A 26,161-nucleotide genomic window follows, 5' to 3' on the forward strand; every position below is an offset into this window, starting at 1 on the left:
ATGGGAGACGTTATTGATATATATGGTTTATCACCTTTGCAAAAAGGAATACTGTTTCATACTTTATACGATCAAGATGATGAACATTCTTTTTCCTATATTGTACAAGTAGGTTTCTTGCTCGGGGGGCAATTGGATGTTGCTACTTTTGAAAAAGCTTGGGAATATGTTATTCAACGACATGAGGTTCTGCGCTCAGTATTTGTTTGGGAAGAAGTAGAAAAACCTCTACAAGCAGTTTACGAACGTCTTCCTTTTACTATTCATCAAGAGGATTGGAGTACCTATTCGCATGAGGAGAAGGAGAAGAAATTACAACAGTTTTTGACTGCAGATCGTAGGAAAGGATTTTTATTGGATGAAGCACCATTGATGAGAGTCACTGCGATTAAAGAAGCAAAAGAGGAAACGAGAATTATCTGGACACATCATCATATTTTGCTAGATGGATGGAGTGTGTCATTGGTCTTTAGTGAAGTGATGGAAGTTTATCTCAAGATGATAAAGGGAGAATTTTTGAATCTTCCTAAATCTCTTCCTTATAAAAAATATATTCAATGGATAAATAAACAAGATCAAAGTCAAGCAGAGGAATTTTGGAAAGAAGAATTAAAAGGATTCTATGCACCTACTCCATTAGCAATGGAAAGAAAGGATCAAGGACAAGAGAAGGGTTATGGGGAGTGTGCTTATCAAGTATCTGAGGAACTTACTGAGAATTTACAAGAGTGGGTACGAAATAGTCGATTAACGTTGAATACGTTAGTACAAGGTGCATGGGCTTATTTGATGAGTAGGTATAGCGGTGACAGTGACGTCGTATTTGGCGTAACTAGCGCTGGACGTCCTACTGATTTAATGGGAGCAGAGAATATGGTGGGGCTATTTATTAACACATTACCTACCAGAATTCGATTAGCGGATAATACATCAGTAGTAGATTGGCTTCGTAAAATACAAATGAAAGAAATGGAACGAAGACAGTATGAGTATAATTCGTTGATAGATATTCAAGGCTGGAGTGAGGTTCCGCGAAATAGCTCCTTATTTCATACCTTGTATGTGTTTGAAAATTATCCAATTCAAGGTGAGAGAAATGATGATTTAAGATTACTAGATGTTAAAAGCACGGAACAAACAAATTATCCTTTAACACTCATTGTAATGCCCGGTAAGAAAATTACTTTAAAGTTGATGTATGATCGAAGCTATTTTAATGAAGAAACAATAAATCTGATTCAGAATCACTTATTGCAAATATTAATTCAGATGACGAAGAGCCTAGACTCAAAACTATTTGAAATTACCCATTTAACAGAAGAAGAACAGATACAGTTACTAGAGGAATGGAATCATACTCAAGTTAATTATTCGGCTGAAGGCATGATTCATACGATGTTTGAGGAGCAAGTTAAAAAAACACCGGAAGCAATCGCGGCTAGTTACGAAAATGAACAAATTACCTATAAAGGGTTGGAGAAGCGTGCAAATCAGCTAGCTCATTATTTACAAAAGCATGGTGTAGGCCCAGAGTCTCTAGTTGGGGTATATATGGAACGTTCATTACAAATGATGATAGCGTTATTAGGTATTCTAAAATCAGGAGCAGCGTATGTTCCACTTGACCCTACTTATCCAGAGAGTCGACTTCGATATATATTAGAGGATGCTGGAATCGAAGTACTAGTGACGGAAGAGAATTCTAAAAATTTGTTTGTATCTGAAAATATAGAAACGATTTGTATGAATAAAGATTACACTGCAATTGAAAAAGAAGAAACAACCCCATGTATAAGTGGTGTAACAGGAGAAAATTTAGCGTATGTTATGTATACTTCAGGATCTACAGGGAATCCAAAGGGAGTAATGATTGAGCATCATTCAGTAATTAATTATCTAGAATGGATGCAACATAAATATCCGCTCTCTGAAAAGGATGTGGTCTTGCAGAAAACGCCATTCTCATTTGATGTCTCTGTTTGGGAATTGTTTTGGGGCATTCACGTTGGTGCAAGTGTATCTTTCCTACCTCCAGGTGGAGAAAAAGATCCTTCTATTATAGCTGAAGTGATTAAACAACATCAGGTTACTATAGTTCAATTTGTACCTTCGATGTTATCTGTTTTCTTAGATCACTTCAATCATATTGAAATGAACATGAATTGTTCGTCCGTACGCCATGTATTTTCTGGTGGAGAAGAACTAAGTTCAGGGTTAGTTAGACGATTTCAACAGAAATGGAATTATAGTGGAGAAGTGAAATTAACCAACTTTTATGGACCAACTGAAGCCACTATTTATGTGAATGCATTTGATATTCAGCCTAATCAAGAATTTGTTTCTATTGGGCAGCCAATACAGAACACGCAATTATATGTATTAGACCAAAATCAACGCTTGCAATCAATAGGAACTGAGGGTGAGTTATATATTGGTGGTGCTGGTTTAGCGCGTGGATACTTAAATCGTCAGAATCTTACTACTGAAAAATTCATTTCGCACCCATTTCGATTGGGGGAACGACTATATCGAACAGGAGATTCAGTAAGATATTTAACTGATGGGAATTTAGAATTTATAGGTAGAATGGACCACCAAGTCAAAATGCGTGGTTTTAGGATTGAATTAGGAGAAATTGAAGCGACTTTAGAAAAATGTTCGTTTATTAAAGAGGCTGTCGTATTAGTTAGAGAAGATCGTCCAGGTGATCAACGATTGGTTGCATATGTAATAAGCGATGGAAATACCCAAGAGTGGAGAGAGTATTTACAAAACCAATTACCGAATCATATGATTCCAGCGCACTTTATAGAGTTAGAACACTTCCCGCTTACTCCGAATGGGAAAATTGACCGAAAGGCCTTGCCAGCACCTGATGAGCAAGCTATTGAAGATTTAAATGTGCTACCTCGGACGCCATCGGAAGAGCTTATTGCCTCGGTTTGGAGCCAAGTGTTAGGAACAGAAAATATTGGTATTCAAGATTCCTTCTTTGAACGTGGTGGGCACTCACTACTTGCTACTCAAATCGTCTCTAGATTGCAAGAACTGTTCCAAATTAAAATTCCATTACGTGAACTTTTCAAGCACGATACAGTGGAAGCATTGGCGAAACGAGTGGATCAGTTACGAAAAGAAGATGAAAAACGAGAGATTGCTCCTCTTGTACCTATGAAACGAGAAGAAGTTATCCCACTTTCCTATGCGCAGAAACGTCTATGGTTTATTGATCAATTAATGCCAAATAGTGCTATGTACAATATTCATGCAGCGTGTCGCTTAACAGGTAAATGGTCAATTGAAGCATTGGAGGTCGGATGGAATCAATTGTTGGAGCGTCATGAATCATTAAGGACGACAATTCTAGAACAAGAGGGTGAACCTTTTCAACAGGTTCAATCTCTTGTGTTCAGACATATTCCTCAAACGAATCTAACAGATCTTTCTTTGAAAGATAGGGAAAGAGAAATGCAACGCCTTATTCAAAACGAGGCGGAGGAACCATTTCATCTTGGACAAGGTCCTCTGATTCGAACACGAATATTGAAAGTGGACAGGGAAGAGTGGGTTCTCATTTGTACGATGCATCATATTATTTCAGATGGATGGTCAATGGGAATCTTACTTGAAGAATGGATGGCTTTTTATGAAGGAGCACTAACCGGAAAAACAGTGGAATTGAAGGAGTTATCTATCCAATATGCAGATTTTGTCATGTGGCAGAAGGAATGGCAAAAAGAGGAGAATTTGAATCAGCATCTTCAATATTGGAAGGAAGAATTATCTGGGGAACTACCGGTTTTACAATTACCGATGGATCGTCCTCGACCTGCAGTTCAAACCCATCGTGGTGCAAGTCAGTCCTTAATAGTGGCGAATTCCCTACAGGAAAAGCTCAAAGATTTAAGTCTGCAAGAAGGATGCACTTTATTTATGACATTGATGGCAGCGTATCAAAGCTTCCTTTCTCGTTATACAGGACAGGACGACATTATAGTTGGAAGCCCAATCGCTAATCGAAATGTGAAAGAGATTGAGGGATTAATAGGATTCTTTGCAAACACGTTGGTTTATCGAGCTGATTTCAGTGGAAATCCGACGTTCCAAGAACTATTGTCGCAGGTAAGAAAAAAAGCGCTAAAAGCATACGAGTATCAGGACATCCCATTTGAGAAAGTGGTAGAATCCGTAAAACCTGAACGGAATACAAGTCATTCACCAATATTCCAAACTATGTTTACTTTACAGAATATGAAACAAGAATTTCTTCAGCTATCTGAAAGACAAATGGAACTCATGGAAAGCCATGCTTCTGTTGCCAAATTTGATTTGAGTTTATTTGCTTCTGAGACGGAAGAAGGATTATCACTAACCTTTGAATATAATACTGATTTGTTTAATGATACAACCATTGAACGTATGGCAAGTCATTTTAAACATTGGTTAAATCAAATTGTCTCTCATCCAAAATGTGTATTATCAGAACTGAATATGTTATCGAAAGTAGAATATAAGCAACTACTAGAGGAATGGAATAAATCGCGTGTTATAGATATGGAAGAAAGTACGATTCATACAATGTTTGAAGAACAGGTGAAAAAAACACCAGAAGCAATTGCAGTAGTGTGCGAAGATGAAGAACTAACATATCGAGAGTTGGACGAACGCTCGAATCAGTTGGCACATTATTTACAAAAAAATGGTGTAACATGCGAATCATTAGTTGGGATTTGCGTTACACGTTCATCTGAGATGATTGTAGGCCTCTTAGGAATTATGAAGGCGGGAGGAGCATATGTCCCAATTGATCCAGCGTATCCGGAAAGTCGACTACAGTACATTTTAGAAGATGCTCAAATAAAGGTACTGGTGACACAGGAAAAGTTACGACAAAAAATGGTTATACCTAAATTCGTTGACGTGATTTGTATTGATTGTAATCAAGCAGAAATAGAACAAGAAGTAACTACGGTATGTATGAGTGAAGTGACGGGCGATAACTTAGCCTATATTATCTATACTTCAGGTTCCACTGGAAATCCAAAGGGAGTAATGATTGAGCACAGGAATACAGTAACAATGATTCATTGGGCGCATCATACGTATTCCCGAAAGGAATTAGCGGGAGTGTTAGCTTCAACTTCGCTATCTTTTGATTTATCCGTTTTTGAAGTATTTGTTCCCTTAACGATGGGTGGTAAGGTGATTGTCACTGAAAATGCTCTACATCTAGAGAAGTTGTCTACCAAAGGTGTAACATTGGTTAATACTGTACCATCGGTAGCGAAGGAACTGGTTCGAGCAAAAACAATCCCTTCTTCGGTAAAGGTGATGAATTTGGCTGGAGAACCATTGCCATATTCGCTTGTTCAAGATTTATACGAGAGAAGTACGATCGAAAAGGTGTACAACCTATATGGACCGTCCGAAGATACTACGTATTCCACGTATATGGAATTAGAAAAGTGTGACATGCATAGGGTACCACCAATTGGTAAACCAATATTCAATACAGAAGTATATGTACTGAGTGCCGAACAAAAAATGGTTCCAATTGGTGTAGTTGGTGAGCTATACATTGGTGGATCAGGGTTAGCGCGTGGATATTTAAACCGCCCTGACTTAACGCAAGATCGTTTTATACCGCATCCGTTTAAAGAAGGAGAGCGAGTATACCGGACTGGAGATCTAGTAAGGTATTTACCAGATGGAAATTTGGAGTATGTTGGACGAATCGATCATCAAGTGAAAATTCGTGGGTTCCGGATTGAACTAGGAGAAATTGAAGCGACATTACAAAGACATACACTAGTTAACGAAGTTATTGTGATGGTGCAGGAAGATTATCCTGGCGATCCGCGTTTGATCGCCTATGTTGTAGGAGACGGGGATGCTCAAAAGTGGCGTGATTATCTCAAGGATCAACTACCAAATTATATGATTCCAGCCTATTTTGTTGGATTAAATGCATTTCCACTCACTCCTAATGGGAAAATTGATAGGAAGGCCTTACCAGCACCAGAGAGACAGGAGATAGCGAGTTGTTATATTGCTCCTCGTACGTCTACGGAAAAAACAATTGTTTCGATATGGCATGAAGTTTTAGGTATGGAAAACATCGGAATTCAAGATTCATTTTTTGAAATTGGTGGCCATTCATTACTTGCTACGCAAGCTGTTTCCAATCTTAAAGAGGCTTTTGGAATCGAGATACCATTGCATGATTTATTTATGTTTCATACGGTGCAGCAATTGGCAGAACAGATTGATCAATTGCTCGATAACAAAAATCAAGAAATGCAGAATGATAGTAAGGAGAATGTAAGTCTTCAAGACTATGTTCAAAAAGAAGCAGAAGTGAGTAATGATGAAGAATTATTGGAACTACTTAAGCAATTAGAGGAGCTATCAGAGGAAGAAGCACAAGGGATATTTGAGAGTAATTTGATTGAGGAAGGGGTAAAAAAATGAGAAGTGATTTACTTGCAAAGCTGAGTTCACTTTCTCCTGAGAAGAGAGCATGGCTTCAGAAGCAAATGCAAAAAAAGGAGAATAAAGAAGCACTCCCGTTGTCTTATGCACAACAACGCTTGTGGTTTATGGACAGATTTAATCCAAACAGTTCTTTATATAATATTCCAACGGTATGGCATCTAAAAGGAAATTGGATACCTGAAGCATTAGAAAAGGGATTCAATCGACTCATTGAACGCCATGAATCATTACGAACTGTTTTTAAAGAAGTAGGAGAACAACCTGTGCAACAAATTGTCGAATTCCTTCCTAGAGCATTACCTGTAAGGGATTACTCTCAACTTCCTCTAGAAGTAAAAGAAAAAGAGGTAGATAGTTTAATTGCGAGAGAAGCGCAAGAACCATTTGATTTAATGAATGGTCCTTTAATTCGTAATCAGCTTGTTCAATTAGAGAAGGATGAATGGTTATTACTGTGTACGATGCATCATATTATTTCTGATGCTTGGTCCATTGGTATATTCATGAATGAATTACTTGCTTTCTATGAAGAAGAAACGGGCGGAAATCATGCTAAATTAAGTTCACTATCCATTCAATATGCAGACTTTGCGAAGTGGCAAAAGGAGTGGTTGCAAGGTGATGTGCTAAATCGTCAGCTTACGTATTGGCAGGAAGAATTGTCTGGTGAACTTCCTATCTTACAACTGCCAGTGGATCGACCTCGACCGGTTAAACAGACTTACTCTGGGGCTACGCATCATGTAATTTTTCCTTATAAATTGCTCAGTCAATTGAAGGATATAAGTCGACAAGAAGGATCTACTTTATTTATGACTTTAATGGCCGCATACCAGAGCTTTCTTGCTCGTTATACGGGACAAAAAGATATTCTAGTTGGTAGTCCGATTGCAAATCGAAACCATAAGGGAGTAGAAGGATTAATTGGTTTCTTTGTTAATACGTTGGTTTATCGATCAGATTTGAGTGGCACCCCTACTTTTCGAGAGATTTTGAACCAAACAAAGAAAAAGGCGTTAAAAGCTTACGAATATCAAGATATACCATTTGAAAAAGTAGTAGAAGCTGTGCAACCTGAACGAAGCATGAGTCATTCCCCTATATTTCAGACCATGTTTACGCTACAGAATATAAAACAAGAACGACTAGATTTGCCTGATAGAAGTATTGAAATGGTAGAAAGTAATATGTCTATTGCTAAATTTGATTTGAGCTTAACTGCCTATGAAGTGGAAGAAGGTCTATTCGTCTCATTTGAATACAACACGGATTTATTTGATAGTAGTACCATTGCACGTATGGCAGGACATTTTGAGAACTGGCTAAATGAAATCACGTATCATCCAGATGAATCATTTACAAAGCTGTCAATGTTATCGGATACTGAGCAAAAACAACTCCTAGAAGAATGGAATGATACGGACGTAGTTTATGGTCATGATTGTATGATTCATGAGCTATTTGAGCAGCAAGTTGCACGGACACCTGATGCAGTGGCGGTAGTTTATGAGGGTGGAAAGCTAACGTATCAAGAACTGAATGAAAAATCGAATCAATTGGCACATTTTCTACAAAAACGAGGTATCGGACCTGAATCATTGGTCGGTATATGTATTGAACGTTCTCCTGATATGATTATCGGTCTCTTTGGGATTTTGAAGGCAGGTGGGGCTTATGTCCCACTGGACCCAAGTTATCCCGAAAACCGCCTGAGATATATTTTGGAGAATTCACAAATTCAAGTGCTGTTAACAAAAGAAACACTACAGGACTGGTTACCTAAAGATATTCAAGCAATTTGTTTAGACCGGGATCAAGTGATGATTTCTAAAGAGAGTAATTTAGCTCCGGTAAGTGGAGTAACAGCAAATAACTTAGCCTATATCATATACACTTCGGGTTCGACGGGAAATCCAAAGGGGGTAATGATTGAACATCATTCCGTTATCAATCGCCTACAGTGGATGCAGAAAAAATATCCATTGTCCGAGGAGGATACAATCCTACAAAAGACACCGTTTTCGTTCGATGTTTCTGTCTGGGAATTATTTTGGTGGTCATTTGTAGGAGCACGTGTTTGTTTACTTCCACCAGAAGGAGAGAAAGATCCTGCGGTGATTGAGGAGTATATTGAACGATACCGTGTATCCACCATGCACTTTGTTCCGTCGATGTTATCTACTTTCTTAGATTATATGGAACTATATAATTCGAAAAGGGATGTCTCGTCTTTAATTCAAGTTTTTACTAGTGGAGAAGCGTTAAACACTGAGCAGGTTCGCCGGTTTAAGGGGATCTTTTACAATGTTCAGCAAACAAAGTTAATTAACTTGTATGGTCCTACTGAAGCAACTGTGGATGTGACTTATTATGATTGTGATTTAGAAAAAGAACCAATGCTTATTCCGATTGGTCGTCCGATTGATAATACAGAGTTGTATGTGTTAGATCAATATCAACAAGTGGTCCCGATTGGTGTGGCAGGGGAACTTTACCTTGGAGGAGTAGGATTAGCACGTGGCTACTTCAATCGACCGGATTTAACTACTGAACGTTTTATTCCGCATCCTTTTAAGGACGGGGAACGATTATATCGAACGGGTGACTTGGTGAGATATATGAATGATCGTAACTTAGAATATATTGGAAGAATAGATAACCAAGTTAAAATTAGAGGATTCCGAATTGAATTGGGAGAAATTGAAGCAGCTTTACATGATCACTCATCTGTAAAAGAGGCAGTCGTGTTGGTGAAGGAAGATCGACCAGGAGATAAGCAGTTAGTAGCTTATGTAGTGGGTGAAGGGGATACTGGAGAGTGGCGTGAATATCTCAAGAAGCAATTACCACATTATATGGTTCCGGCATACTTTTTCCAAATTGAAGGTATGCCACTCACTCCAAATGGTAAAGTGAATCGGAAAGCATTATTGGAATTAGAAGAACAGTTCATAAGTGAAGATATTACTTCATCACGAACACCAGTGGAGGAGCTCATCGTTTCCGTTTGGAGCCAAGTGTTAGGAATAAAAAATATTAGTGTTCAGGATTCCTTTTTTGAAATCGGTGGTCATTCACTACTAGCTACTCAAGTAGTGTCACGTTTACAGGGAATTTTTCAAATCGACTTACCAGTACGTGAACTATTTGAATATACAACAGTGGAGTCACTGGCAAAGCGATTAGATCAGTTACGCAAAGGAGATAAAAAACGAGAGATTCCGCCACTAATACCAATGAAACGAGGAGAAGCTATTCCACTATCTTATGCCCAACAACGCTTATGGTTTATTGATCAATTTACACCTAATAGTGCCCTTTACAATATGCCAATGGTATGCCGTCTTACAGGGAATTGGTTACTTGAAGCATTGGAAACGGGATGGAATCAACTAATAGAACGTCATGAATCACTGCGGACGGTCTTTCAAGAAGTGAACGGTCAACCCGTACAGCAAATTGAACCGTATGCTTTTCAATCAATTCCGAAAACGGATTTAACTATGCTTTCTTCTGAAGATCAAGAAGAAGAAGTTAAACGTTTAATTCAACAAGAAACAGAAGTGCCATTTGATTTAACAGAGGGTCCATTAATCAGGACAAGTATTTTGCACGTGGGAGAGGAAGAATGGATACTCCTTTGTACTCTACATCATATCATTTCAGATGGATGGTCAATGGGAATCCTACTTGAAGAATGGATGGCATTTTATGAGAAAGCAACGGATGGAAAGGTAGCGGAACTTGAACCATTACCGGTTCAATATGCCGACTTTGCTCAGTGGCAAAAAGGATGGCTAAAGGAGGAGGTGCTTGATCAACAACTCCAATATTGGAGGGAAGAATTGTCTGGGGAGCTTCCTGTACTCCAACTTCCTGTGGATCGCCCGCGTCCCGCAATACAAACTCATCACGGGTCGACATACACTATGGTTCTGTCAAGCACGCTACATGATAAATTGAATGAACTTAGTCGAAAAGAAGGGGCTACGCTCTTCATGACGCTTTTAGCTGCATATCAAAGCTTTCTATCTCGTTATACGGGACAAGAAGATATTCTGGTCGGAAGCCCAATTGCGAATCGGAATTATAGAGAAATTGAAGGACTAATTGGTTTCTTCGTTAACACGCTGGTTTATCGAGCTAATTTGAGTGGTAGACCGACATTTGAAGATGTACTGTATCAGGTTCGTCAAAAGGCATTGAAGGCGTATGAATATCAAGATATTCCATTTGAAAAAATTGTAGAAGTTGTGCAACCGGAGCGAAGTACAAGTCATTCGCCAATCTTCCAGACTATGTTCATCTTGCAAAATATGAAACAAGAGTTACCGGTGTTATCTAGTAGAAGTATTGAAATGATAGAAAGCCATAGTCCAATTGCAAAGTTTGATTTAAGTGTAATGGCAGCTGAAACGGAAGAGGGATTACTTTTTACTTTTGAGTACAATAAGGATTTATTCAATGCTACTACTATTGAACGGATGGCAGGACACTTTGAGAAATGGCTACATGAAGTTTCTCATCGCCCACAAAATCCGTTGCATGACCTGAGCATGCTATCGGAACCCGAACGTACTTTGTTATTAGAAACATGGAATGACACTGTAATGGAAATGTTTCATCAGGGTCTTATTTGCGACAGATTTGAGGAGCAAGTAGCAAGGCGTCCGGATGCGATTGCGGTAGTTGATCAAACAAAACAGTGGACTTATGGTGAACTGGATACACAAGCAAATCAGTTGGCAAATGTTTTACAGCGAAAGGGAGTAGCCCCAGAGTCAGTGGTAGGAGTTTATCTTCCGAGGTCAGCTGAGCTGATGGCAAGTTTACTAGGCATTTTAAAAGCTGGTGGAGCTTATGTCGTTTTAGATCCGTTGTATCCAAAATCAAGGTTAGAATACATGATTGAAGATGCAGGAATTCAATTTGTAGTGACGGCGGAAGGGCAAGAAGGACATTTCGCACACGTCGAAATGGTGAGGCTAGAAGAATTAACGGTGGAAAGCGTAATCGCACCTACACGTCAAATAAATCCAGAGAACTTAGCCTATATTGTCTATACCTCTGGTTCTACAGGAAAACCGAAGGGTGTCATGGTTGAATATCGCTCATTAATGAATATGGTTTCTTGGCATCAGGAAGTTTATCATATTTCAGCAGAGGATCGTGCGACTCAGATTGCAGGGGTTGCTTTTGATTCGGCTGTCCAGGAGATTTGGCCGTATCTAACTGCTGGCGCAGCACTCTACTTGTCAACAGAGGAACTGAGAATTAATCCAGAAGCACTAAGGGACTGGCTCATCGATTCACGAATAACAGCTAGCTTTGCACCTACGCCTATTCTGGAAAGGCTCTTGAAATTATCTTGGCCAGATAAAACGGATCTTCGTTTTATCATTACTGGTGGGGATCAATTAACGCAGTACCCATCTAACGATATTCCTTTTGCGGTAATTAATCAGTATGGTCCATCGGAAAATACCGTTGTTACCACAGATTGTTATGTACCTGTAGGAGTGACAACAGGTACGCCATCGATTGGTCGACCGATTGCGAATACAGAAGTTTATGTGTTAGATTCTCATCTTCAGCTAGTACCAATTGGTGTAATTGGAGATCTCTATATTGGAGGGAAGAGTCTTGCACGTGGATATGCTAATCGTCCGGATCTTACAAAGGAAAAATTTATTCCACATCCTTTCAAGTCAGGAGAACGTCTCTATTATACAGGAGACAAAGCAAGTTATCTTTCTGATGGTAATCTCCAGTTCCATGGACGTATAGATGACCAAGTGAAAATTCGTGGTTTCCGGATTGAATTGGGAGAAATAGAAGCTGTTTTGCAGGCACATTCTTCTGTGAAGGAAGCAGTTGTATTGGTACGAGAGGATAATCAAGGTAACAAGAGATTAGTAGCTTATGTAGTTGGTGAAGGAAGTGTCCATGAATGGCGAGAACATCTACAAACACATTTACCTAATTACATGGTTCCAACAAACTTTATTGAGATGGAATTTTTACCACTTACACCGAATGGAAAACTTGATTTGAAGGCATTGCCTATACTTAGTGAACAATCCGTCGAAAGTACTGTATACCCACGAACTCCGCTGGAAGAACTTATCGCTTCAGTGTGGAGTCAAGTGCTAGGAATAAAAGAAATTGGTGTTCAGGATTCTTTCTTTGAGCTTGGTGGTCACTCTCTACTTGCTACACAAGTGGTCTCACGCTTACAGGAAGTCTTTCAAATCAAATTACCGGTACGTGAACTGTTCGAATATTCAACGGTCGAGGCATTATCGAAACGAATAGATCAGTTACGTAAGGGGAGCGAAAAACGAGAAATTCCACCATTGGTGCCGATGGAACGCGGAAATAATATTCCACTATCTTATGCCCAACAGCGCTTATGGTTTATTGATCAATTTGCACCTAATAGTGCACTTTATAATATGCCAATGGCATGCCGCCTTACAGGGAATTGGTTACCTGAAGCATTGGAGTTGGGATGGAATCAGTTGATAGAGCGTCACGAATCTTTGCGGACTGTATTTTATGAAGAGGATGGCTATCCTGTGCAGCAGATTCAACCGTACGTTTTCCGTCCGCTTCTCCAAATGGATTTAACTAAGCTTTCATTAGAGGAGCGAGAAAGAAAGTTGGAGCAATGGATTCAAACTGAAGTCGAATCTCCATTTGATTTAGAACAAGGGCCATTGTTCCGTGGGAAACTCATAAGAATTTCAGAAGAAGAATGGGTTCTTCTGTGTAATATGCATCATATTATCTCAGATGGATGGTCGATGGAAATCTTACTTCAAGAATGGATGGCATTTTATGAGAATGCGATTGGTGAAAAACAAGCAGAGCTGGAACCACTACCAGTTCAATATGCCGATTTTGCTCAGTGGCAAAGAGAATGGTTGAAAGATGAAGTACTATATCAACAACTTGCATATTGGAAGGAAGAATTATCTGGTGAGTTACCAGTCTTAATGTTGCCAATGGATCGTCCGCGTCCGCCAGTGCAAACCCATCATGGATTAACTCATAATGTTTTGTTGTCACGCTCATTACTGGATAAATTAAACGAACTAAGTCGTCAAGAAGGGGCCACACTTTTCATGACCTTATTGGCATCGTATCAAAGTTTCCTTGCTCGTTATACGGGACAAACGGATATTATTGTTGGCAGCCCAATTGCAAATCGAAATTATCGAGAAATTGAGGGGCTAATTGGTTTCTTTGTCAACACCTTGGTTTATCGAGCTGATTTAAGTAATGCACCGGCATTTCAAGAGTTGTTATCTCAAATACGGATAAAAGCATTGAAGGCGTATGAGTATCAAGATGTTCCGTTTGAGAAAATTGTAGAGGTTATTCAACCTGAACGAAATACAAGCCATTCTCCGATTTTCCAAACCATGTTTACTTTGCAAAATACGGGACAGAAGCTACCAGAACTACATGGAAGAAATATAGAAGTAATGGAAAGTAATGCTCCAATCGCTAAGTTTGATTTAAGTTTAACAGCTGCAGAAGTGGAAGAGGGTTTATTACTTACTTTTGTTTATAGAACTGATTTATTTGACAGCTTAACTATTGAATCCATGGCTGAACATTTTGGAAACTGGTTGAATGTAATCGTGGAGAATCCTGATAAATCATTAGCTAAGTTGCCTATATTATCAGGATTACAGCAAAAACAGTTGGAAGAGTGGAATAATAATGCTGTAGCATATCTACGGGAAAGTACGATTCATCAGTTGTTTGAAGAGCAAGTAAATCGTACACCTGATGCGGTAGCAGTGGTAGATGAAAAACAGCAGTTAACATATCGAGAGCTGAATGAAAAAGCTAATCAATTGGCCCACTATCTTCAGCAATGTGGGATTGGGACTGAATCATTGGTTGGAATTTGCTTTGAGCGTTCAGTTGAGATGATTGTTAGTATTATGGGGATCTGGAAGGCTGGAGCAGCATATGTTCCATTGGACCCATCATATCCAGAAAGTCGCATACAATATATTTTGGAGGACACTGAAATTCAAGTATTAGTTACGAATGAGTCATTAGAAGGTTGGATCCCCAAAGAAGTCAAGGCAATTTGTCTAGATAGGGATCAGGCAATGATTTCAAAAGAAAGCATTCTTTCACCAAAATGTGAAGTAACAGGAGAAAACCTAGCGTATGTTATCTATACTTCGGGATCGACGGGGAACCCAAAGGGTGTCTTGATACAGCATCATTCTGTAATAAACTTGTCGCATGGTTTACAAAAAGAGGTTTTCGAACATGAGATACCATCTAACATGCATGTCGGTTTAAATGCGTCAATTGCCTTTGATGCATCTATTCAGCAATTACAAATGCTGCTTTATGGTTCAAGTTTGTATATTATTCCAAGCGAAGTACGAAGTGATCCGGAGCAGTTTGTAGCTTATATTAGGGAGAACAAGTTAGAAATCTTTGATATAACACCTTCATTGCTTCAATTACTTATAGATGTCGGATTGTTAGAAACGTGCGATTGCGTTCATGTTCCAAGTAAGGTACTGGTTGGTGGTGAAGCAATTATGCCGTCATTATGGGAACAGCTAGTAGAGACTGATAAAATCCAGTTTTATAATGTATATGGTCCTACAGAATGTACGGTTGATGCAACATGCTATCATATCAAAAAAGATAGTAAGAGAGTAACAATTGGGCGTCCATTGCCTAACATCCAAACTTATGTATTAGATAGAAATAGGTTGCCAGTTCCAGTTGGTGTGATGGGGGAACTTTATATCGGAGGAGCAGGTCTAGCAAGGGGGTACTTGAATCGTCCAGAGTTAACATCCGAACGATTTATTTCTCATCCATTCAAAGAAGGCGAGAGGTTATATAGAACAGGCGATCTTGTGAGATATCTTCCTGATGGTAATATAGACTACTTAGGAAGAATGGATAATCAAGTGAAGATTAGAGGATTTCGAATCGAACTTGGGGAGATTGAGTCGACTTTACAAGAGCATGACTTGGTAAAAGAGGCAGTTGTAATGGTTAGGGAAAATCAGTCGGGAGATAAGAGGCTGGTAGCTTATGTAGTGGGCGAAGGCAATTTAGAAGAATGGCGAGAGTATCTTAAAACAAAGCTGCCAATCCATATGATACCTTCCTACTTTGTCGAAATGAAAGAATTACCGCTAACCATAAATGGAAAGATTGATCGGAAATCGTTACCTATACCAGATTATCAAGGAACACAAGAAGGATACGTGGCCCCAAGAAATGAACGTGAACATAAGCTTTCTATCATTTGGGAACGTGTGCTAGGTTCAAAACGTATTGGTATGAATGATAACTTCTTTGAAATTGGTGGAGATTCAATTCTTAGCATTCAGATTGTCGCGCGCGCGAAGCAAGCTGGTTTACAATTAACACCAAAACAAATATTTGAACACCAAACGATTGCTGAGTTGGCGCAAGTAGTCAAAGAAGAACAAGGTGTACAAGCTGAACAAGGAATTATAACTGGAGAGACGATACTTACACCTATTCAGCAAAGGTTTTTTGCGCAAAATCATCCTAATCCACATCATTGGAATCAATCCATATTCTTTAGAACGAAAGAAAAATTGGACATAGGATCACTGGAAAAGGCAGCGCGTAACCTTCTACTTCATCATGATGCCCTGCGTTTAAGATATGAACGTTTACCTAATGGGACTTGGGAACAGTGGAATGAAGGAATTGAAGAACAATTGATGCTGACTGTCATTTCATTAGACGAAGTGCCGGAAGCGGATTGGCATGAAGTTATTCAAAAAGAGATTAATGTTGCACAAGAAAGATTGAATTTACATGATGGTCCTTTAATGAGAATGGTGTATTTTGATGAAAGTGAGGAGACTGGTCGATTATTTTGGACAATTCATCACTTAGCCGTGGATGGTGTTTCTTGGCGGATTTTATTGGAAGATTTGCAAACAGCATATACGCAAGCGGTCCAAGGGCAAAAAATTCAATTACCTATGAAGAGTACATCTTTTAAAGAATGGTCGGAGAAATTACAACATTACGCTCAAACTGGAATATCAAAAGAAGTGCTACATTACTGGGAGCAGCAGGTTGAACAAGACGTAGTTATACTGCCAGTAGATGGTACTATAAGTAATCCAGTAAGCGCAGTAACTGAGGAAATTACTGTGGTGTTAAACGAGAATGAGACCCGTATGTTATTGCAAGAGACTTTAAGCACTCACCGTGTCCAAATCAATGAAGTATTATTAGCAGCATTGGTACAAGCTACAGCAGCATGTACGGGGCAGCCGATACTAAGCGTAGATTTAGAGGGACATGGTCGAGAAGAGATTATTGAAGATGTTGATTTATCGAGAACCGTGGGATGGTTTACAAGTATTTACCCAGTTCATTTAAATATTACTAATGCTAATACGCCAATTGCAGCATTAAAAGCAGTTAAAGAACAAGTTCGCAAAATTCCTAATAAGGGTGTTGATTATGGGGTGTTGCGTTACATGAACACAACAATGTGTGAGCCATTAAGCTCCCAATATACACCGTCTATTAGTTTTAACTATCTTGGACAATTTGACCAAATGTTTTCTAGCGATGCAATGTTTATTCCGGAGAACGAATTTAAGCGTTTAGATCATGCTGCCGGTTCCAAGCGATCGCATGTAATTGATGTAATTGGGGTTGTAACGGATGGAAAACTTCAGTTCACTTGGGTATACAATGTTGGACAATTTGCCAAATCAACGATTCAAAGTATTGCACAGAATATGCTATATCAACTGAGTACATTGATTCAATTTTCAGATAGAGAATCTGCACTGACCATTTCGGATTTTGCAATGGCTAATCTTAGCCAAGAAGGTTTGACAAATGTACTAAACAAAATGCATCGCGGAAAGAACAATCAGATTACTGATTTATATCCACTATCACCTTTGCAAGAAGGTATGATTTTCCACACATTGCATGACCAAGGGGATGAACATGTTGCACCGTATATAGTGCAATTGAGTTTTATGATTCGAGGAAAAATGAATATTTCTACATTTGAGCAGGCGTGGAAATCTGTAATTCAGCGGCATGAAATTTTTCGTACAGCATTTGTATGGGACGAAATTGAAGAACCTGTACAAGTGGTGTATGAAAATATCCCATTTAAAGTGAACAAAGAAGACTGGCGTACAATGACAAGTGAAGAGATAGAGGAAAAAAGAAAAGTCTTTTTGGCATTAGATCGAAAACAAGCCTTCCAATTTGATGAAGCACCATTGATGCGGGTAACAGTCATTCAAGAAGGTGAGGAAGAATATCGGATTGTTTGGACCCATCACCATATTTTACTGGATGGATGGAGTTTACCATTAGTATTTAATGAATTACTTACAGTCTATCAGAAGAGAATGAATGGAGAAGCTGTGAAGTTACCTAAGTCCTCACCATATAAGAAATATATCCAATGGCTAAGAGAGCAAGATAAGGAGCAGGCGGAACAATTCTGGAGAGAGAAGCTAAAAGGTTTTACTGCGCCAACTTTGCTGGGCTTAGAAAGTAAAGAGGAAGAAAAAGGTTACACAGAGAAGGTTACGTATTTATCAGAAGAGCAGACTCAAGCGTTACAAGGATGGGCGAAACGCAATAAACTTACTTTGAGTACAGTAATTCAAGGTGCATGGGCATATCTCATGAGCCGATATAGTGGAGAAAATGACATTGTTTTTGGTGTAACAAGCTCAGGGCGTTCTACGGAGATTATTGATGTTGAAAACATCGTAGGTCCTTTCATTACAACGTCACCGACGCGAATTCAATTGATGGATGATATAAAATTAATAGATTGGTTGCAGAAGATACAAGAGGAAGAGATAGAAAGAAGACAATATGAGTATGCTTCTTTGACAGAGATTCAGGGGTGGAGTGAAGTTCCTAGAGGAATACCGCTGTTCAATAGTTTATATGTGTTTGAAAATTATCCAGTGAAAGAGGAGTCTTCAGAAAATCTGGAAATTGGTGAATTGGAAGGGGTAGAACAAACCCACTACCCATTAGGGTTAGCTGTAGTTCCAGGAATCCAGTTATCGTTAAAGTTAATGTATGACCGTAGTAAGTTTAATAGAGTAACCATTGAACGAATGCTGGGTCATTTACACCAAGTGTTAATGCAAATGCTCAAAAACATTGATCAAAATCTATCGGAGCTAGTATATATTACGGAAGCTGAACAAAGAAAGCTATTGGAAGAATGGAATAATAATACTATATCCTATCCACGTGAGAATGCAATCCATCAACTATTCGAAGAGCAAGTACATCGTACGCCTGACGCGTTGGCAGTGGTAGATGAAAAACAGCAACTAACATATCGAGAGCTGAATGAAAGAGCTAATCAATTAGCTCATCATTTACAGAAATGTGGAATTGGGACAGAGTCATTAGTTGGCCTTTGCTTTGAGCGTTCAGTTGAGATGGTTGTTGGTCTCATGGGAATTTGGAAGGCTGGAGCAGCCTATGTTCCATTAGATCCATCGAATCCGGAAAGCCGCCTGCAATATATTTTAGAAGACACGGGAATTAGAGTGTTAGTTACAAATGAGGTATTACTAGGATGGATACCTAAAGACATCAAGACAGTTTGCCTAGATAGGGACCAAGCAATGCTTTCTCAAGAAAGCAAACTTTCACCAATATGTGAGGTAACAGGGGAAAACTTAGCGTATGTTATCTATACTTCTGGTTCGACAGGGAATCCAAAGGGGGCTTTAGTACAGCACCATTCTGTAATAAACCTATCATATGGTTTACAAAAAGAAGTTTTCTCACATGAGATACCTAGTAATATGCGCGTCGGTTTGAATGCGTCAATTGCCTTTGATGTATCTATTCAGCAATTACAAATGCTGCTGTATGGTTCAAGTTTATATATTATCCCAAGTGAAGTTCGCACTAATCCGGAACGATTTGTGTCTTATATTAGGGAGAATAAATTGGAAATGTTTGATATGACACCTTCATTACTTCAATTACTTATAGATGGAGGATTACTAGAAACAAGTGCTGATGTTCATGTGCCAAGTAAGATATTAGTCGGTGGTGAAGCAATCATGCCGTCATTATGGAAACAGCTAGTAGAGACTGAAAAAATTGATTTTTATAACGTATACGGTCCTACAGAATGTACGGTTGATGCAACTTGTTATCATATCGAAACAGATAGTAAGAGAGTTACAATTGGACGTCCGTTGCCGAACGTTCAAACTTATGTATTAGATAAAAATTTGTTACCTGTTCCAGTTGGTGTAACAGGTGAGCTATATATTGGTGGTGCAGGTATAGCGCGAGGATACTTGAATCGTCCAGAATTAACAACAGAGCGATTCATCCGTCATCCATTTAATGAAGAAGAGCGTTTATATCGTACGGGAGATTTGGTTCGTTATTTACCTGATGGTAATTTAGATTACTTGAGAAGAATTGATAATCAAGTGAAAATTAGGGGCTTTCGTATTGAACTTGAAGAGATTGAAGCGAGTATAGAGAGGCATCCATTGGTAAAAGAAGCAGTAGTTTTGGTAACAGAGGATAAATTAGGAGAGCAGAGATTGGTTGCTTATGTAGTTGGAGATGGAAGTATGCATGACTGGCGTGAATATCTCAAGACACAAGTACCGAATTATATGGTTCCCGCACACTTTATAAAGGTAGACAAGATTCCTCTTACACCGAATGGAAAAGTTGATCGAAAGGCATTGAACAGTTTAACAATTCAAAGAGAAAATAATTTGTCTACACCAATCATTCCAAGGGATGAAATTGAATATCAGTTGATTAAAATCTGGCAGGATGTGTTACAGATAGAAGATGTCTATGTAAATGATGATTTCTTTAATAGAGGGGGACATTCTCTCCTTGTAATTAAATTGATTTCAAAAATTAAGGAGAAGTTTGGAAAAGAGATTAAGGTGTCTACATTGATTAAGAATCCAACAGTGGAAGGAATCGCATGCCTTATTCGTGATAAGCATGATATGACAAAATCTGTATCAGCGCTGGTTCCACTACAAGAATCAGAGAAAAGACCTTTCTTCTGCGTTCATCCGTTTATGGGGAATGTATTCTGTTACATTCAACTAGCAAGATTGCTTAAGAACCATTGTTCATTTTATGGTTTACAGAATCCTCTTATAGAAAAGAAAGAAATTGACGAGTTAACTTTGCCGGAAGTAATTCAACTTTACATCGAAGAAATCAAACGTGTTCAGCCAGAAGGTCCATATCGTCTTGGAGGATGGTCTTTAGGCGGTGCAATTGCTTATAAAATCGCAACTGTACTAAAGAATCAAGGTGAGGAAGTTGAGTTGTTGATACTAATGGATACTAAAGTACCTTCAGAGCAGGACTATAAAACAAGAGAAGAAATGCTCTCATATATATATGAGCATTTCATTCCTAGAGATTTTACTGAGCAGGAAGAAGGCCTCATCCATAAACAAGATATGCTTGTGGAGCGATTAATTATGGAGGGAGTACTCCCGCCTGATGCAGATCTTATGAATTTGAAGCAAGTTATCAATGCTCATAGGAAATGCCTGAACTTAATGGCAGAGCATGATTTAATACCATACTCTGGAGAAGTTCTCTACTTTAGTGCTGAGGAAGGAAAAGAGTTGTTTACAGATTGGGGACCTTTATTAAAAGGTAGAGTAAATAGGTATTCAGTCCCTGGATCACATGAGGAAATAGTAGATTCACCTGCAGTTGAAAAAATAGCTATGTATCTACTAAATGAATTTGAAGGAATAAAAGAGAAGTCCATTTTATTAACGGAAAAGTAGAGAGTATAAAAGATGCAAAGCAATGAACGAAAAGGGGAGACCAATACCTGCATATCAAGTGTAGGGAATAATGAATATATTAAGAGCATTACTTTTTAAGGGGATAATGTAAAAAGTAATTGGTAGAGACATAGAAATCTTTGTAATAGAAGCGAATGCCTGATGATATTACTGAGGGAAGGTGCATATTTTCATTGATATGTAAATATGCACCTTTTCTATTGTATATGCAATTTAATAAAGTTAATTTGAGTTTCTGTAACGTTCATATATGAAGCCATCTTTTAAAAAAGGACGTGATTTATCATACAAATTCACGCTGTGAAAATACCAAAGAATATTGAAAGTCATTTGTTTAAGAAACTTAGTAACTTGGTTTCAAATGGGAAGAAAGAGCGAATGAAGCGATTATTAAATTCATGCGACATTAATAGGACCCTGATAGGGGATTTACTAATCCGATCTCTAATCTGCCAAAAGTATAAAATTAATAATGAAGAAATTAGATTTATATATAATGAGTATGGAAAACCTTTTTTTGAAAACTTTTCTGACTTTCATTTTAATGTGTCTCATTCAGGAGAATGGGTGGTTTGTACTACTGCTAATTTTAATGTGGGTATTGATATAGAAAAAGTTTCAGAAATAGAGGCTTTTAAATTAGCAAAAGAATTTTTTTCAGCGGAAGAATTTTATGATATATCTAATATGAATTCTGATGAACAAATTAATTATTTTTATGATTTATGGACATTAAAAGAAAGCTATATAAAAACGATTGGAAAAGGGCTTTATACCCCATTAAATTCATTCTCTATAAAAAAAGAATCACGAACTTCAATTTCATACAAGCATATACCTAAAAACTTTTACTTTAAACAATATAACATTGATCCAAATTATAAGTTATCTGCTTGTGCAACAAGAGATGAATTTCCTCAAGAGATAATAATTAAAGACATTTATACAATTTGCCAAACTATATACAAATTTGAAAGTAAGGAGAAAATCAATGCAGAAGACTAAACTTTTTTGCTTTCCACATGCTGGGGGATCTGCGTTTAGTTACGCAAAATGGAAAAATCACTTTAATCCATATATTGAGGTAGTCCCGGTAGAGTTAGCTGGTAGAGGATATAGAATTGAAGAAAACTTGTACCAAAGTATGGAAGAGGCAGTAAATGATGTCTACAATAAAATAGTTATGCAGATAGATGATTCGCCCTACATTCTATTCGGGCATAGCATGGGAAGTTTGATCGCCTATGAAGTAGCCAGAAAAATAAAAGATTCTAAAAACGTATCGCCTGAATTTCTTGTTTTGTCCGGTAGAAATCATCCAAATAGTAAAATAAGAAATATCCGACATAATCTTTCTAATGAGCAATTTAAAAGAGAAGTTATTGCAATGGGAGGTACACCATCTGGGGTACTGCAATCAGAAGAATTAATGGAGATCTTTCTCCCTATTCTAAGAGCAGATTTTAAAATCGTTGAGACGTATATTCATGACAAAAATACACAACCATGTGATATTGATTTTCTTATATTTAATGGGGAAAATGATGAATTTACTACATATGATCAAGTAATAAAATGGGAACGATACACAAGTAAAACGTGTACTTTTCATTCTTTTGAAGGTAATCATTTCTTTCTAAATGAAAATATTGAAGAAATAGCAAATAGTATTAAAAGAAAGTTAGATTCTAAAAGATTATCAAATAGTTTTTAGAGTTTTATAAGTATAAAAATATTAAAGGGTTTGAAGTATACACTTCTTGTGCAGATATGCATGGCAAAAAGACAATCGAGTACATTCGGTGGTCTTTTTCTATTTTTATGGAGTTTGTGGCGAAATGCTAGACTTGCTAGATTGTGGATCTAGTAGCCGTTGAATGTGCGGGTTCAAGTCCTGTCATTCCGACCACGAGGGGGTATAATTTAAGGGTAAAACAGGGGCCTCCAGAACCTCTGATGTGGGTTCAATTCCCGCCATCCACTTATACTTGTTCATTAAAAGGTTTCACAAACAATATGTAATATGTTATGGGTACTTACATAAATTTATTGATTTTCAGTTAAAAAGTATTGTGCGATTATACACGTTATGTTACAGTAATATTACTAATTTGTTACAATATATCATAAATGTTTCGGTATTATTTCTTGTTATTTCCGTAATGTTACAAAAACTATAAATATTGTTATGTGTATAGGAGTGTGTGTAGTAAAAAGTCTGAGTTGAAAGTACGTGCACACTTTAAATTTCCTTTTTGTCTGAATGAAGAAGACTACCAACTAATTAAGGGCTTTAAAGTAACCACTTTAAATAAAATGTGCTTCCTTTCCCACACACAATTGAGTACATATTTAAAGTACAGTCTAATTGCTACACAGACTCTTGTACATATAAACATTAAGGCGAAATAGAGATAAGAATTCATTACATAAAAAGCATTACCAAGCTAAACGTACAAAATATCATCTGTGCATTTTGATGAAATGTTAAAATGCCTAGATGATATTTTTTTGAAGAATTCTTGGATATGTTTATGAATAACAATTCCTAATACTTAATGATTCTCTACTACTAAAACATCCGATAATTTATGTAATTAGATTTATAGGGTGTATGTACATTCACTTATATAGGGAAAATGAGGTTTTTCATATGAAGTATAGTTATAAAGTGTTTATATTTATTTGGACAATTATTTTATTGTTTTTTCTACTTTATTTTGGTTACAGTGAAATTTCCGAAAACGAGCAAATGCCAGTCATAACAATCAAACAATAAAAATAAGAAATACTACAAAAGCAAAACATAATAAAAATAGATACCCGAAAATGTTTAAGAACAGGAACAATTACATGCATAAACAACCTTACGATTTCCATGCATACCCCACGTCATTTGGGCAATAGGGGAAAAGTATTATTATTTGTCGTGCGCAATCTTCCATCACTAGTAGAAACGGAAAGTTCCGTATACCTGCTGAAGGAGGAAGATGTCTACCTGCCAGGGGGCGGATCTATTCAGCATCTAGAAATATTGGAATTAAAAGTGTAGAAAACAAATAGTGAAAAGGGAACATATCTTGTGATTCCTTTTTTATTCTTGTAGATAAGTCTGGGGAGAAAACGGGGATTTCTGCACGCAACATAGATCTCATCGGTATACTAATTGTGTTTTACGTATAGCTGGGAGTTGGTGTGATGGTATTTGCAATGGATGTGAGATTCCGTCATTCTTTTCATGAAATTGAATCATTAGACATTCCAAATATATTGTTTCCGAGTCAGTGCAGGAAATTGTATCAAGTGATTGGAATCGGCATTCAAGAAGAATTCCGCTTTAAACCGATCATAGGGATATGTTTTATTTTTATTGTAATACCTATCCAGTTCAATCAACTCTGACACTGCTGTATCAAATTCACTCTTTACTTCAGGATTTACTTTTTGCAACCATTCTTTTGCATAAGAGCGGAATGAAGATCTATAAAACAAATTCATATCAAAACCAGCTAATGTGAGTGGCTTTCCTTTTTCTTTTTGTTCTTTCATATAGGTAAATAATTGTTCAAGTTCCTCAGTTTTCCATACAGAGTATAAGGATTGTTTCATCGCTTCTGTAGCGGTTGAGTTATCAAAATTTTGCTGAACAGCTGCTGCTTCCCAAAGCCCTGTTTCAAATGCAATCACATTATATTCCAGGTGTAACAGCTTGAGAGGAAGTGCTGGAAGACGGGATCCCTAAGAAAGCAAAAAAACTAGGTGTGAAATAATCAGTTATTTGTGATGGTGGATTCTCCTAGGTGGAGGGTTCGCCGTTTTTTATTATATGTTATGTTGTGGTTTTTATATAAAGCATATTGAAAAGATGGATTAAATCTTCTGGAATGATGTCTCCATAATTAATAACTTGTACAATAACCTTTCAATTATCACTAAATCCATTCATATCAACAAGTTGTCCCATATATCCCTTTGTAGCAATATCTTTTAAAGTACGCTAAAAAATACCCTTTATTTTATCTTTATCTTATCTTTACCTTATCTTTAAATTTTTATATTAAACTTAAAACCTTAAAGTATTGATGTTTGAGTCTAAAAAGGGCGGGAGATAGATGTTCATTACATAGTTTGTAAATAACCAATTACCTTTGAAAAATTAAATTTTTTATACGAGGAGGAATATATGAAGGATACAAGTAAAAAACAAATTATAAAAGTGTTCCTTATTAGTATTTTAGGCTTAGTAATAATACTTGGAATGCTATATTTTAATCATAAAACCAATATTCAACAAAATAAAGCGCAAGCCACCGAAAAACGTGTATTGCAATATGAGTCTACCTTAAAAAAAGAATTAGAAAAATATAATTTAGGAGAGAAAACACCAATTTTATTAGGAATTATGTATCAAGAGAGTAGAGGTGAGGGAAACGATCCTATGCAGTCATCTGAATCACTTGGATTAAAGCCAAATGAAATTCAAGAGACAAGCTTGAGCATTGAACAAGGGGTAAAACACTTTGCTAAAATGTACAAATATGGAACGGACAAGGATGTTAGCATGGATACAATTATTCAAAGCTATAATATGGGGCCAGGTTATATTGATTTTGTTGCTAGTCAAGAAGTTAAACAACACTCGGAGGATTCAGCCAAAAAGTTTTCTAAGATGAAAGTTGATCAAAATCCAGCGATGTATACTTGTGGTGGAAATAAAAATAATTTTAGGTATCCATATTGTTATGGTGATTTCGTGCGCCCATAAGGGGGCAAGGAAAAACGGTGATTGC

Annotated in this window: 5 protein-coding genes and 1 pseudogene; 5 read left to right on the plus strand and 1 reads right to left on the minus strand. The window is 37.5% G+C overall.

Annotation, left to right across the window (positions count from 1 at the left end; all coding sequences use genetic code 11):
* From ACTFSL_RS19885 to ACTFSL_RS19900, 4 genes are all read left to right on the plus strand, one after another.
* Positions 1 to 6,471, plus strand: a complete 6,471-nt coding sequence (locus tag ACTFSL_RS19885; protein ID WP_135277600.1) for a non-ribosomal peptide synthetase — start codon at positions 1 to 3, stop codon at positions 6,469 to 6,471.
* Positions 6,468 to 21,350: a non-ribosomal peptide synthase/polyketide synthase gene (locus ACTFSL_RS19890; RefSeq protein WP_440042258.1), complete on the plus strand. Its 14,883-nt coding sequence runs from the start codon at positions 6,468 to 6,470 to the stop codon at positions 21,348 to 21,350. The genes ACTFSL_RS19885 and ACTFSL_RS19890 overlap by 4 nt, the downstream gene beginning before the upstream one ends.
* 321 nt (positions 21,351 to 21,671) lie before the next feature.
* Positions 21,672 to 22,376 carry a 4'-phosphopantetheinyl transferase family protein gene (locus ACTFSL_RS19895; protein WP_135277596.1) on the plus strand — a complete coding sequence of 235 codons (705 nt, stop codon included), beginning with the start codon at positions 21,672 to 21,674 and terminating at the stop codon, positions 22,374 to 22,376.
* Positions 22,363 to 23,085 carry a thioesterase II family protein gene (locus ACTFSL_RS19900; RefSeq protein ID WP_001172947.1) on the plus strand — a complete coding sequence of 241 codons (723 nt, stop codon included), beginning with the start codon at positions 22,363 to 22,365 and terminating at the stop codon, positions 23,083 to 23,085. Before ACTFSL_RS19895 ends, ACTFSL_RS19900 begins: the two co-directional genes overlap by 14 nt.
* Positions 23,086 to 24,701: 1,616 nt before the next feature.
* Here ACTFSL_RS19900 and ACTFSL_RS19905 read toward each other — a convergent pair.
* Positions 24,702 to 25,085, minus strand: a pseudogene (locus ACTFSL_RS19905) (erythromycin esterase family protein); the annotation flags it as partial.
* Positions 25,086 to 25,554: 469 nt separating this feature from the next.
* Here ACTFSL_RS19905 and ACTFSL_RS19910 point away from each other — a divergent pair.
* Complete coding sequence (locus ACTFSL_RS19910) at positions 25,555 to 26,136, plus strand: lysozyme family protein (RefSeq protein ID WP_060852128.1); 582 nt, start codon at positions 25,555 to 25,557, stop codon at positions 26,134 to 26,136.
* Positions 26,137 to 26,161 lie beyond the last annotated feature (25 nt).

This window comes from Bacillus cereus group sp. MYBK108-1, assembly GCF_051917185.1.
In the GTDB taxonomy this organism is placed as follows: Bacteria; Bacillota; Bacilli; order Bacillales; family Bacillaceae_G; genus Bacillus_A; species Bacillus_A cereus.